The sequence below is a fragment of the Flavobacterium adhaerens genome (assembly GCF_040045115.1).
GTDB lineage: Bacteria > Bacteroidota > Bacteroidia > Flavobacteriales > Flavobacteriaceae > Flavobacterium > Flavobacterium adhaerens.
In genome coordinates, this window is record NZ_JBDLZX010000006.1 from 63283 (window position 1) to 77262 (window position 13980).

Genomic DNA, 13980 nt, shown 5'->3' on the forward strand with positions numbered 1-13980 from the left:
CTAATTCCCATGTTGGGGCAAATATAACTTTTATTTATTGGAAATTACAAGTTTAAAAAAGACAATTCTTCAAAATCAAAAAAATAATAATTTGCTGCTATTACTTTTTTAACTTTACCTAAAAATAGTCTTTATGTCAACACCTGATAAAAACGGAACTCTTTTAACCTCTATCGAAAATAAAATAGCCACAGTTCAGTTTGGACATCCTGCTAGCAATTCTTTCCCGAGAGTATTATTGGATCGTTTGACCAATGAAATTATGTATTTGAGCGACAACCAAGAGATTTCGGTAATTGTTTTGAAAAGTGAGGGTACAGGCGCTTTTTGTGCAGGCGCTTCTTTTGATGAGTTACTGGCAATTAGTACCATCGAAGAGGGCACTCGTTTTTTTACAGGATTTGCTAACCTGATAAATGCTATGAGGACTTGCAAAAAAATAATCATTGGACGCATCCATGGCAAAGCTGTTGGGGGTGGAGTTGGACTAATTGCTGCCTGTGATTACGCTATTGCTACTACTGAAAGCGCTATTAAACTATCGGAATTGGCTATCGGAATTGGTCCTTTTGTCATTGAACCTGCTGTTAGTCGAAAAATTGGGACAATAGCCATGTCTGAAATAACGCTTGCGGCACACGAATGGAAAACAGCCGAATGGGCTACCCAAAAAGGTTTGTATGCTAAAGTTGTTGAAAAATCAGAAGAGTTGGACGCAGTGGTAGTTACTTTTTCTAAAAAAATAGCCAGTTACAATCCTGAAGGGTTAGAAGAAATAAAAAAAATATTTTGGGAAGGAACTTCTCACTGGGACAAACTCTTAAAAGAAAGAGCCGCAATTTCTGGAACTTTAGTGCTATCCAATTTTACCAAAAATGCTTTAATTAAATAATAATGATACTTTTTATACCGTTACTTCAGAAAGTAAATATCGAAGAAAAAATTAAAAATGCTCCCAATCAAAGCTATGAAATAGGTGTACTTATTGGCTCCTATCTCCCTTTTGTAGTACTCGCTATTTTGGCATATTGGATGTATTATCGTTCTAAAAATCGAAAAGAATAATTTAAAAACATTTCCCTTTTGAAAAAAATAATCCTTTTGGGAATTGGCTTATGTCTGTTCTTCGCCTGTAATCAACAAGAAAAACCAAGCATTTCTTTTTATTATTGGAAAACCATCTTTGCACTTTCGGCGACAGAAGAAAATTATCTAAAAGAGAATCAAGTTAAGAAACTTTACATTCGCTACTTTGATATCGACTTCAATCAGAAAACACAACTGCCTTTTCCTAGAACTCCTATACGATTTGAAGTAACGCCTAAAAATATAGAAATTATACCGGTTGTGTACATCAAAAACGAAGTGATGTTAAACAAGAAACTCGACATAACCGACTTGGCTCAAAAGACAAATGATTATATAAACCAAATCAATTTAAAAAACCAAATTCAAATTCGAGAAATTCAAATAGACTGTGATTGGACTCTTGAAAGTAGAGATACTTATATGAGATTTATTGAAACTTTCAAAAAAAATTCAGCTCGAAAACTGTCAGCTACTATACGGCTGCATCAAATCAAATATTTCAAAAAAACTTTCATTCCAAATGTAGATCAAGGTGTTTTGATGTATTATAATATGGGGAAAATTGCTCCCGATTCACTAAATTCGATATACGATCGAAACATTGCCAATCGTTATTTAGCCAGCTTACAAAAATATCCGTTAGATATAAATATTGCTGTCCCAATTTATTCCTGGGGAATTCACATTAGAGATGGTAAAGTTATCGGACTAAGAAATAAAATTGACATCAGTCAAATAAAAAACAACAGTAGTTTTGTTCTTACAAAAAAGAATTCGTTTCTTGTGAAAAATTCTACTTACAAGAACGGTGTTTTTTACAAAAAAAATGATTGGTTAAAATTAGAATCCATATCTCAAAATGATTTGCTCGAAATGGCAAATGATTTAGAAAACAACATAAATCAAAATCCAAAAGAAATTATTTTTTACGATTTAGATGAATTCAATATAAGAAATTATGAAAAAGACATTTTTAAAAAAGTTATTGATTGCTTTTAGTGCATTTATATTTTTAATATACGGCACCATTCAGGCCTGTGCTGATGGTGGTTGGGATTGGTTATTTGATTCAAACTTTACACCAGAAACCTTTGTCAGCAAATCCTATTCTCCCCTTTTCTTATCTACAGATATGTTTTATGGTATAGGGTACGATACCGAACATGTTTCTAGATTTAACGATGAAAACATCAAAGATTGGAACGGTTATTTGGAAGGAAAAATAAACGAAAAAGATTTGAAATTTTTCTTAACCGATTCCAGTAGTGCTGATGTTTCGGATTTATATCTTTTCTATAAAAAAGGAAAACCGAATAAGGTGTCAGAAAAGTGGAATTCTAAAATAAAATTAGAAGATAATAAAGTAAAAGACTTTCTGTTATTCCTTAATGATGCTCAAATTATCGAAACTTATTCTACACAAAAATTTGACTCTTGGACTTATGATGAAACCATAAAAAAAGAAACTTTAACAGATCTTAAATGGATTAAATCATTGGAACAAAAATACACTGAAACCAAAGATACTTTCCTGAAAAACAGGTATTGGTTCCTGAGTATCAAAGCCAATTTTTATAGTGATAATCCCTCAAACACTATCACTTTCTTTAATCAAACCGAAAAATCGGCCTCAAAAAACACCTTATATTACAGAGCATTATCGTATGTGGCAGGTGTTGAATACAATCAAAAAAATTACGCCAAATCTAACTTTCTATACAGTAAAGTATTTGACAAATGCCCTACATTAAGAGTGGTATCGGCTTATAGTTTTCATCCACAAGAAGAAAAAGACTGGAAACAATCTCTAGCTTTGGCCAAAACCGACGAAGAAAAAGCAGCACTTTGGGCCATACAAGGCTATTATAATGACGAAGAAAAGGCAATTGCCGAAATTTACAAACTGCAACCCAAAAGCGAGCATATCGATTATTTACTGACTCGATTAATCAACAATCAAGAAAATAAAATCGATAAATCGTTTAAGAATAGTACTGTTCTTGAGAACAAAAAAAGAACCAAAGACAGCATCAGTAAATCAACCATTGGCTTGGTCACCAAAATTGCTCAATCCAACAAAACCTCACATCCCTATTTATGGAATGCAGCTGCTGGTTATCTAGAAACACTAAACGGAAATTTCAAACAAGCCGATAAAAATTTGGATGAAGCTCAAAGCAAAATGCCCAAAACACCTTTGGCAATCAATCAAATTAGATTATTGCGATTTGTAAACAACCTAAGCAAAATAGATCAATTGAATCCTGAAAACGAAAAAACAATCATAGCCGATTTGAATTGGTTATACTTTGAATTACCCAAAAAATCTATTGAAAATTTCAGATACGAATACACAACTTCTTGGAGCCAAAATTATTTAGCGTCATTGTATAGAAGCCAAAAAAATGCTGTTATGGCAGAAATATTTAATCATGATTCAAGTTTTTATGATGATGAAAAGCAGCTTTTGGATATAAAAACCTTTTTGACCAAAGAAAACAAATCACAAATCGAAAAAATAGGGGCATCCATTTATAGTATAAAACTAAAAGACATCAACTATTTTCAAGGTGTAAAAGCTGCTTATCAAAACAAAATCACCGAAGCCATAGCTTTTCTAAAACAATCTGAAGAACTTCAAAATACCGTTTTCTACGGAAATCCATTCTTGGGTACCATCAAAGATTGTCACGATTGCGATCACGTAGCCGTTCAGAAAAAAAAATACAGTATGATCGATTTTCTAACCATCATCCAAAAAATGCAAGAAAATCTAACCACTCAAAATGATGTTTACAACAACAGTCTTTTGCTAGGGAATGCGTTTTATAACATCACTCATTTTGGGAACGGCCGTTTGTTTTATGAAGGAAACATTGCAGGACAAGGTTCGACACCCGACTTTTTCAGAGACCCCATCCGCGAAATGATCACCAATTGCACTGTTGCCAAAAGCTATTATCAAAAAGCATTTGCCGCAACCAAAAACAACGAACAAAAAGCCAAAACACAATACCTGATTGCCAAATGTGAGCGCAATGAGTATTACAACAAAAAATACTATTCGCAGCATTTATCGGCTTGGGACATACAGGATGATCAAACCAATTTCATGCCTTGGTCAGGCTTCAAAAACCTAAAAGCCAACTATTCGAAAACCAAATATTACAAAGAAATCATCAACGAATGCGGTTATTTTAGAACCTACGTTCGTAAATAATACTAAATTCATTTGGGCGTGCCCCTGTTGAGAAAAGTGGCCTACATACAATACCGCTTACACGCCACTTTCCTCAACAGGGTCGGGCTATCCGGGCTACTTCGGTAGCTTCCTATTATCCCTCACGCAAAACCAAGATTCCTTAACCTATTAATAAATTCAATTCACGAATGCGCCATGGCCATACAAACAATGCTGATTCTAGCTCCTGGGATCTTCAACAACTCTTTAGAACAAGCTTCAAGAGTGGCGCCAGTAGTTAGTACATCGTCAATGAGCAAGTAATGTTTATTGGAATCATCTTCGGTAAACGAAACATCAAAAACAGTTTCAATTCCTTCAGTTCTTCCCAAAAGATTTTTTTTGGATTGGGTCTTAGAATATACTTTTCGTTGCAAAATAGTATCCTTCAATGGAATTTTTAAATTCTCGGACAGTGCCTTTCCAAAATTTGCAACCTGATTGTAACCTCTTTCTTTTAATCTTTTTTTATGTATAGGAACAGGAATAATGGCATCAATATCTTTCAAATCCTCACAATCTTTCAAATAACTTGCATACCAATCCCCTATAAAAGTTCCTATTTCTTCGTGCCCTTTGTATTTGAGATTGTGAATCATTTCTTGAACCATTCCTTTTTTATGAAAATACAAAAATGCCGAAGCATGTACCACAGGAATACGCCCATAAAACTTTTTAAAGGCCTCATTTTCGGGATTTAAATAATGATTCGTCACTGGTAATTCGTGCCGGCAAATTGTACACACAACCTTCTCGTTGGTCATCAAAATGGCATGACAACCCGAACAAACTTTTGGAAAAAAGAGATTAATCAAGGAATTAAACATATTTTTTTTGATTTATCTATAAAAATACTAAAACCCTCATTGTAAACTTCATTTTTTTCTTTTAATTAAATTCTCTTTTTATATTTTTGCAACACTATGGCAAAACAAGAAGATTTATTTAAGAATGTCGTTTCGCATGCAAAAGAGTACGGATTTATTTTTCCGTCAAGCGAAGTGTACGATGGTTTAAGTGCAGTATATGATTATGCACAAAACGGAGTAGAATTAAAAAAGAACATACGCGAATATTGGTGGAAATCGATGGTTCAAATGAACGAAAACATCGTTGGACTAGATGCGGCTATATTGATGCACCCAACAACTTGGAAAGCATCAGGGCACGTAGATGCTTTCAACGACCCACTGATTGATAACAAAGATTCCAAAAAGCGTTACAGAGCCGATGTTTTGGTGGAAGACTATGCTGAAAAAATTCACCAAAAAGCACAAAAAGAAATTGACAAAGCAAAAGCTCGTTTTGGTGATGCATTCAACGAACAAGAATTTGTAACAACAAATGCTCGTGTAATTGAATATTTAGCCAAAGAAAAAGAAATCAGAGAGCGTCTAGGACGTTCTTTAGGAGCTGGAGATCTTGATGATGTAAAAGCTTTGATCGAAGAATTGGAAATTGCTGATCCTGAAACTGGTTCTAAAAACTGGACAGATGTGAAACAATTCAACTTAATGTTCGGAACAAAACTGGGAGCTTCTGCTGAAAATGCAATGGATTTATATTTACGTCCTGAAACAGCACAAGGTATTTTTGTAAACTTCTTGAATGTTCAAAAATCAGGAAGAATGAAAGTTCCTTTTGGGATTGCTCAAACAGGAAAAGCATTTAGAAACGAAATCGTTGCTAGACAGTTTATTTTCCGTATGCGTGAATTCGAACAAATGGAAATGCAGTTTTTTGTACGTCCAGGAGAAGAAATGCAATGGTACGAGCATTGGAAAGAAACGCGTTTGAAATGGCATTTATCACTTGGTTTAGGTAAAGAAAATTATCGCTACCACGATCACGAAAAATTAGCGCATTATGCCAATGCTGCTGCCGATATCGAATTTAACTTCCCTTTTGGATTCAAAGAATTAGAAGGAATTCACTCTAGAACTGACTTTGATTTAAAAGCTCACGAACAATATTCTGGTAGAAAATTACAATATTTTGATCCAGAACTGAATGAAAACTATGTGCCTTATGTAGTAGAAACTTCGGTTGGATTAGACAGAATGTTCTTGGCGGTTTTTGCCACTTCTTTACAAGAAGAAACCCTGGAAGACGGTTCTACAAGAACAGTTCTAAAATTACCAGCCGTTTTGGCTCCAACAAAAGCAGCCGTTTTACCATTGGTTAAAAAAGATGGTTTACCTGAAATTTCAAGAAAAATTATCGAAGATTTAAAATGGGATTTCAATGTTTCTTACGATGAAAAAGACGCTGTTGGAAGACGTTATAGAAGACAAGATGCCTTAGGAACCCCTTTTTGTATCACAGTAGATCATCAAACTATCGAAGACCAAACGGTAACGATTCGTCATAGAGATACCATGAAACAAGACCGAGTTGCAATAACCGATTTGAAATCTATCATAGAGAATGAAGTTTCTATGAAAAACTGGTTGATGAAAATGTAAGACACGCATCTTAAATTATACGCTAAAAATGCTTCTCTGTTGAGAAGCATTTTTTTTTTTGAAAACAAATAGCTCTAATCAAATTCACCATATAAATACAAAATGGTGATTTTCAAACAACAAACGAAACAAAAATAATTACTATTTTTAATGTATCTTAGTGAAAAAATTACTAATTAAGTTAATTTATTTAATATTTCGTAAAAGAATACTTACTTTTTGCATTAAATATACATTTTATCAAATAGTTAGAAAATCGTTTTCCCTAGAGCAATCCTAATTTAAGTCCCAAAAAAATGAACTATACATATATAATCATAGACGATGATCCTGAAAGCGCATCAAGAACAAAAACGATAGCCGACGAGTTTTCGGAATTAAATTATCTCGCCTCTGCAGACAACTATGCTGATGGTGTAAATTTAATTTTAAAACACTTGCCCAAACTGGTTTTTTTAGAAATAGACCCAACGGATAAAAACAGTAATCTTTCGTTACAACTTATCAATGGCTTATTGATGTATTTGAAAGAGTTACCCAAAATTGTCATTACAACCAAGAAAAAAGATTTTGCTTTCGACTGTATTAAGTATGAAGTCATTGATTATTTGCTAAAACCAATATTAGTCATTGACTTTGTGAAATTGATTCATAAACTAAATAAGACCAGTACTGAAGACGAAGTTTTGTTAGTACAAAGTTCTAGTCTTAAAGAAAAACAAAGTCTAGAAAGTGAGTCTAAAAACCCCAAAAAATCGTTCATTTTATGCGTTAAATCTTACGGAGATCATCGTTATATTGATTCGGATGAAATATGTTACTTTCAGGCAGACAATAACTCAACGGACATTCATTTGAAAAGCGGCGAAATGATTACGGCTTTCAAAACACTTAAACATTTTGAATCGGTTTTAACAAACCCCTTTGTTCGAATACACAACAGTTATATTGTAAACCGAAATTATATTTCTAGAATACACACTGGAAACTCATTGTGTTACATAAAAAAAACAACAATAAAACTACCATTTTCTAAATCTTATAAAACAAATATTGATTTTATAATAGGTGAATTTGCTAATGAAAATTACATCGAAACTTAAAGTTAGTCATTTGCTCGAGATTGCTATGCATTCACTACCAAACGAATACCAACGACCATAAACAGCTATTTTTTAATTGTTTATTGAGGCCTACTGTCTAGTTTTACAAAAGAATTCCAGCACAAACGGAATAAATTAAGTAAAAAAAAACAACAATATAAAACCTCAGAAATCATGAAAAAAGTAAGCTTAACAATCGGATTATTTACATTAGTATTAGCATCAACTTCATTTGCATCATCTAAAACAACAACAACTTCAATAGCTATCAATCCTGAAACTACATCAATCGATATTGACGGAGGACAATCTTCAGGTGGAAATAGAAAAGTTGATTATAACGGCTCTACTTTTAACACTAAAACAAACTTAATCGTTGATATTGACGGAGGACAATCTTCAGGTGGAAATAGAAAAGTTGATTAACATCAATAAACTTTTTTAAAAAAAGCACTCCTTTTATATTAAATAAAAAAAGCACTTGCAAAAACGTTTTCGCAGGTGTTTTTTTTATTAAAACTTTTAGTATTTTTGAGTAAATCAAAACATACTGTTGAAAAAATTTTTCTACATATTATTTTTTTTTTTGATTCTTCTCATTGGCTGTACCAATAAAAAAAAATCAAACACCAATACATCTTCTAGAGATAGTCTAGCATCATATCTAGCACTAGCCAATGACATTCACCTCCCGAAAGAATACAAACAGAAATACAACAAAAAAGCTTTTGATATAATTATCAACCAAGAGGATGATTCTATTAATAAAGTCAATTTATTTAAGATAGCTAATCGTTATTATAATATGAACGATTGGAAAGATTATTACCTAACTTCTAAACTTATTTTAGAACGTTCTGAAAACAGTCTAGACACAACTCACATTGCCAAAGCTTATACGTATCTTGGAGACTATTATTTAGCAACAGCAGTTCCTGACAGTGCTTTTTATTGCTATTTTAAAGCCGAAAAATTATACCAACATCTTGGAGATAATTACAACTTGGCAAAAACACAAATCAACAAAGCCAATTTACAATTTACCGAAAATGAATACTTTAACAGCGAAATAGCTGTTTTTAAAGCATTGAGAAACATCAAAAACACCAAAGCAGATGATTTATTATATGAAGCTTACAATCTTTTGGGAATTCTTTATAATGAACGTGAAGAATATGATAAAGCATTAGAATTTCACAACAAAGCACTGAACAGCTTAAATGAAACCTCCCAACCTGAAGATTTTCAATTCAAAGCCACTTCATTAAACAATATGGGATTTGTTTATTTAAATTTAAAAAATTACCAGCAAGCCAAAAACTATTTTGAAGAAGGATTGTCCCAAAAAAATTTATTTGAAAACAAACCTTCATTATATGCAATGTTATTAGACAATTTGGCATATGCTAAGTTTAAACTTAATGACAATACCGAACTCCCGAATCAATTTTATAAAGCCCTTAAAATTCGTGATAGCCTTCATATCACTTCTGGTATTATCATAAATAAAACCCATTTATCAGAATTTTATGCGTCTAAAAAAGATACTTTGAGAGCCATACAATATGCCAAACAAGCCCTTAATTTATCACGTAGAACCAAACGTTTAAGAAGCATATTAGAATCACTCAAACAAATAGCAATTGTAGATCCCAAAAACAATGCAGCTTATACCAAAGAGTACATTCAAATTAATGAAACTCTTCAAAAAGCCGAACGAAAAATGGGAGAAAAATTCTCTCGAATTGAATTTGAAACCAATGAAATTAAAATAGAAAACACTTATCTCGAAGATCAAAACAAAAAACTTTTGGTGATTTTCGGTTTTTTTATGCTTCTTGCCGTATTGCTTTACACCATCAAAATACAAAAAATAAAACAACAAGAATTACTGTTTAAACAACAACAACAGCAAGCCAATGCCGAAATTTATGACCTCTTGATCAACCAACAAAATACTATAGAAATAAACAATATCAAAGAAAAGAAAAGAGTAGCAAGAGAATTACACGATGGAGTATTAGGCAGAATGTTTGGTGTGCGAATAAACCTTGATAGTTTAAACAAAATAAAAGATGATTCGGGAATAGAAATGAGACTGAATTATTTGGTCGAATTAAAAAATATTGAACAAGATATTCGTGAAATATCACATAACTTGAATAGAGAAAAATCAGAATTAATTAATAACTTCGTAGCTATAGTAACAAATTTATTCGAAGAACAAAAGAAAACATTTGCCACAAAATTACTGGCTTATGTTGATCCTGCAATAAAATGGGATGCTATTGATAATACTATAAAAATTAATTTATACCGAATATTACAAGAAGCGCTTCAAAATTGCAACAAATATGCAAATGCAACAAAAATAAAAGTCGAATTTAAAAAACAACAAAATAATTTAATATTAAAAATAACCGATGATGGTATTGGTTTCAATGTTAATCGAGCCAAAAAAGGAATTGGCCTCCAGAACATAAAAGTAAGAACCATTGAATGTGAAGGAACTCTCGAAATAAAATCTAATAAAGATGAAGGCACTTCTATAGTGGTAGTAATCCCAGTCCAACAAATCTAAAAAAAACCGAAATACAATGGGAGTTAATGCAAATACAAAACAATTGGTCAATAAAAATATTTTAATTGTAGATGACCATCCCTTCATAATAGACGGTTACAAAAATGCGATTATCCGTTATAAACCAGAGGAATTCGAATACACCTTTATACAAGGAAAAGACTGTAAAACTGGTTATGAAATCATCACAAATCCAGAAACTAAACCTATTGATGTCGCTTTTTTAGACATTAGTATGCCAATTTATGAAGAAAAAGGCATTCAATCTGGTGAAGATTTGGCATTATTACTCATGCAATATATGCCTAATTGCAAAATTGTTTTGCTAACCATGTACACCGAATTGCTCAAAATAAAAAACATCATCGATACTATAAATCCCTCAGGATTGGTCATCAAAAATGATTTAACTTTTGACGAACTAATTTTTGGTTTTGATATTATACTCAAAGGCGAAATCTATTACAGTCATTCTGTTATTAAAATGGCCAATCAAAACAATAATGACATAGAGGGAATCGATCAATTTGATAAATTGATTTTGTTTCACATTTCGAAAGGAACCAAAACCAAAGACATTACGCAATACATTCCTATTTCGTTACACGCCATTGAGTCTCGAAAAAACAACCTCAAAGAACTTTTTAAAATTAGTGATGGAAACGATATCGATTTAATTAAAGAAGCCAAAAATAGAGGCCTTATTTTTTAATCAATACACCAAAACAAAAAAACGATACTCTGCTAGGTATCGTTTTTTTGTATAATGGTCATTACTTATTCACTTATAGCATCCCATCCTCTTGCCTTAAGCGCAATTTTGGTATTAGCACGCGTAACCAAATGCACTCCTTCACTTTCTTGTGTCATGTGTCCAATAATAGAAAAATTAGGATTTCCTTTTATTTTATCAAAATCTTCCATTGCAATGGTAAAAAGCAATTCATAATCCTCTCCGCCATTAATTGCAACAGTAGTACTATCAATATTAAACTCTTCACAAGTTGAGATAAACTGAGGATCAATCGGCAATTTATCTTCATACAAATTACACCCTACTCCAGACTGTTTGCACAAATGCATAATTTCAGACGACAACCCATCTGAAATATCAATCATAGCAGTTGGCTTTATCTCTAAAGCATGCAACAAAGTTCGAACATCCTTACGAGCTTCTGGCTTTAATTGTCTTTCAATCAAATAAGTATATGCATCTAAATCTGGTTGCGAATTAGGATTTACTTGAAAAACTTGTTTCTCTCTTTCCAAAACTTGCAATCCCATATACGCTGCACCAATATCACCTGTAACAACCAATAAGTCATTTTCTTTGGCGCCATTACGATAAACAATTTCATCTTCATCAGCTTCTCCGAGTGCCGTAATACTAATAATTAATCCTTTTTGAGAAGAAGTTGTATCACCTCCAATCACATCAACTTTATACTCTTTTGCAGCCAGAGCAATACCATCATACAACTCATCTAAAGCTTCCAGCGGAAAACGATTCGATACAGCAATAGAAACTGTGACTTGAGTTGGTCTGGCATTCATAGCACAAATATCAGAAACATTAACAACTACAGCTTTGTAACCTAAATGTTTCAATGGGGCATAAGCCAAATCAAAATGCACCCCTTCAATTAGTAAATCGGTTGAGACAACAACTTTTTTATTCTTAAAATCCAATACAGCTGCATCATCTCCAATTCCTTTTAAAGTAGAACTTTGTGTGATTTCAAAATTTTTGGTCAAATGATCAATTAAGCCAAATTCGCCCAATTGAGCTATACTTGTACGTTGTGGATTCTTATCTTCAATCATGATTATTGAGAAGAATGAAGCAATCACCTCATTCAATATTATTGATTTTACATTTTTTTGAGATTGCAAATATACAAAGAAATATTCGCCTTAGATGAAGTGATTTTTGAGGTTTTTTTTGCATCTTTAGTATTCTAAACAACACAAAATGAACTCATACGATATTATCACATTGACCGTAAATCCAGCAATAGACAAAAGCACTCGTTTCAAAGGATTAGTTGCCGAACAAAAAATTAGATGTGAAGAACCCCGATATGATGCAGGAGGTGGAGGTATCAATGTATCCAAAGCCATAACTCGTTTGGGCGGTACTTCCTATGCAATTTTTACTTCTGGTGGACCAACTGGAAAATTGTTAGAGGAATTAATAAATAAAGAAACCATTCCGTTTCACGCAATTCCCATTAAAACCTGGACTAGGGAAAGCTTTGTTGCGGTCGATACCAATACCAATTCACAATACCGATTTGGTTTTACAGGAGGCGAAATAGACACCAACGAAGTACAATCTGTACTCGATGTGGTTACCAATTCTAAATCAAAATTTTTAGTGGCCAGTGGAAGCTTGAACGAAGGTTTATCTTCTGATTTTTATCAAAAAATTGCCAAAATTGCCAAACAAACTGGTGCAAAATTAATAGTAGATACTTCAGGAGAAGCTTTAGAAAAAGTACTCGAAATTGGTGCCTATCTTATAAAGCCCAATGTGGGAGAATTGGCAAAATTAATAGGTGTAGAACGCTTGGAAATGGAAGAAGTCAACGAAGCCGCTAAACAAATCATTGCCAAAGGCGGAGCCGAAATCGTGGTGGTGTCTCTTGGTCCACAAGGAGCGGTTTTAGTGACCAAAGATTTTTATGAATTTGTTCCCGCACCCAACGTCGTCAAAAAAAGTACTGTGGGCGCTGGCGATAGCATGGTCGGCGGCATGGTTTGGGCACTTTCGCAAAACAAAAGCCTGAAAGAAGTTATTCGCTGGGGAGTTGCCTGCGGATCAGCTGCAACCATGAACGAAGGAACTCAATTATTTAAAGGTTCGGATGCTCAACGGTTGTTTGATTGGTTGAAGAATAAATAATTTTTTAAAAAAAATAAAAAAGCTACTGACAAACTGTTGTCACCAACCCTATATAATTTTGAAGTATTAAAAATTAAACTTTGAAATTATGAAAACACTAGCAACACAAGTTATCACTCCAGAAGATTTATTGAAACACTGGCAAGGACACCGCGCCTTGACACGCCGTGTGATTGAGTTATTTCCTGAAAAAGATTTCTTTGAATTCTCTATTGGAGGCATGCGTCCATTTTCAAAATTGGTTGACGAACTTTTGGCTATTGCAGTTCCAGCTCTAAAAGGAATTGTAAACAGAGATATTCAGCCATATAATGAAGAAGGAGAAGAAAAATTAATTTCCAAAGCGCAATATCTTGAAAAATGGGACGAAGCAACTGAACAAATTAATGAATATTGGAAACAATTATCAATCGAGGATTTTAATGAAAACTTCAATTTATTTGGGCAATACGAATTCCCTATTATTCAAAATATACTATATTTTATTGACAATGAAGTTCACCACCGGGGTCAAGGATATGTATATTTAAGAGCTCTGGGAATTACACCTCCATTTTTCTGGGAGAGATAAAACTACAAAAAGCTCCTAAAGTTTT

The 13980-nt window shown here is 33.0% G+C and carries 13 protein-coding genes; 11 read left to right on the plus strand and 2 right to left on the minus strand.

All coding sequences use genetic code 11. The annotated features are described in order from the left end of the window. Positions 1 to 133: 133 nt before the first annotated feature. Genes ABEB18_RS09775 through ABEB18_RS09790 form a run of 4 tightly spaced genes read left to right on the plus strand, consistent with a single transcriptional unit; the run spans position 134 to position 4309 of the window. Positions 134 to 892 (plus strand): enoyl-CoA hydratase/isomerase family protein, encoded by a 759-nt coding sequence (locus ABEB18_RS09775; RefSeq protein ID WP_348799121.1) that lies wholly within the window; start codon positions 134 to 136, stop codon positions 890 to 892. A 2-nt stretch (positions 893 to 894) separates the two neighbouring features. Beyond that, positions 895 to 1065, plus strand: a complete 171-nt coding sequence (locus ABEB18_RS09780) for a hypothetical protein (RefSeq protein ID WP_348799122.1) — start codon at positions 895 to 897, stop codon at positions 1063 to 1065. 18 nt (positions 1066 to 1083) lie between these two features. Then, on the plus strand, positions 1084 to 2088 hold the full coding sequence (locus ABEB18_RS09785) for a hypothetical protein (protein WP_348799123.1): 1005 nt from the start codon (positions 1084 to 1086) through the stop codon (positions 2086 to 2088). Then, positions 2048 to 4309: a hypothetical protein gene (locus tag ABEB18_RS09790; protein WP_348799124.1), complete on the plus strand. Its 2262-nt coding sequence runs from the start codon at positions 2048 to 2050 to the stop codon at positions 4307 to 4309. Before ABEB18_RS09785 ends, ABEB18_RS09790 begins: the two co-directional genes overlap by 41 nt. 164 nt (positions 4310 to 4473) lie before the next feature. Here the strand turns inward: ABEB18_RS09790 and ABEB18_RS09795 are convergent, their stop codons facing one another. Beyond that, positions 4474 to 5157, minus strand: a complete 684-nt coding sequence (locus ABEB18_RS09795; RefSeq protein WP_348799125.1) for a ComF family protein — start codon at positions 5155 to 5157, stop codon at positions 4474 to 4476. 96 nt (positions 5158 to 5253) lie between these two features. On the opposite strand from ABEB18_RS09795, the gene ABEB18_RS09800 reads away from it, so the two are divergent. From ABEB18_RS09800 to ABEB18_RS09820, 5 genes are all read left to right on the plus strand, one after another. Then, entirely contained in the window at positions 5254 to 6795 is a 1542-nt protein-coding gene (locus ABEB18_RS09800) for a glycine--tRNA ligase (protein WP_348799126.1), read from the plus strand. Between the two features lie 296 nt (positions 6796 to 7091). Beyond that, the gene (locus ABEB18_RS09805; protein WP_348799127.1) at positions 7092 to 7898 is read left to right on the plus strand and encodes a LytR/AlgR family response regulator transcription factor; all 807 of its coding nucleotides are present in this window, start codon (positions 7092 to 7094) and stop codon (positions 7896 to 7898) included. A gap of 174 nt (positions 7899 to 8072) precedes the next feature. Beyond that, positions 8073 to 8324, plus strand: a complete 252-nt coding sequence (locus tag ABEB18_RS09810; protein ID WP_348799128.1) for a hypothetical protein — start codon at positions 8073 to 8075, stop codon at positions 8322 to 8324. Positions 8325 to 8484: 160 nt separating this feature from the next. Beyond that, on the plus strand, positions 8485 to 10479 hold the full coding sequence (locus tag ABEB18_RS09815) for a tetratricopeptide repeat-containing sensor histidine kinase (RefSeq protein ID WP_348799129.1): 1995 nt from the start codon (positions 8485 to 8487) through the stop codon (positions 10477 to 10479). 16 nt (positions 10480 to 10495) lie between these two features. Next, positions 10496 to 11191 carry a response regulator gene (locus ABEB18_RS09820; RefSeq protein ID WP_348799130.1) on the plus strand — a complete coding sequence of 232 codons (696 nt, stop codon included), beginning with the start codon at positions 10496 to 10498 and terminating at the stop codon, positions 11189 to 11191. A gap of 65 nt (positions 11192 to 11256) precedes the next feature. Here the strand turns inward: ABEB18_RS09820 and thiL are convergent, their stop codons facing one another. Further along, positions 11257 to 12303 (minus strand): thiamine-phosphate kinase, encoded by a 1047-nt coding sequence (gene thiL / locus ABEB18_RS09825; RefSeq protein WP_348799131.1) that lies wholly within the window; start codon positions 12301 to 12303, stop codon positions 11257 to 11259. Positions 12304 to 12451: 148 nt separating this feature from the next. Here thiL and ABEB18_RS09830 point away from each other — a divergent pair, with 148 nt between their 5' ends. Beyond that, positions 12452 to 13384: a 1-phosphofructokinase family hexose kinase gene (locus ABEB18_RS09830; RefSeq protein ID WP_348799132.1), complete on the plus strand. Its 933-nt coding sequence runs from the start codon at positions 12452 to 12454 to the stop codon at positions 13382 to 13384. Positions 13385 to 13472: 88 nt separating this feature from the next. Next, entirely contained in the window at positions 13473 to 13955 is a 483-nt protein-coding gene (locus ABEB18_RS09835) for a DinB family protein (protein WP_348799133.1), read from the plus strand. The last annotated feature ends 25 nt before the right edge of the window (positions 13956 to 13980 follow it).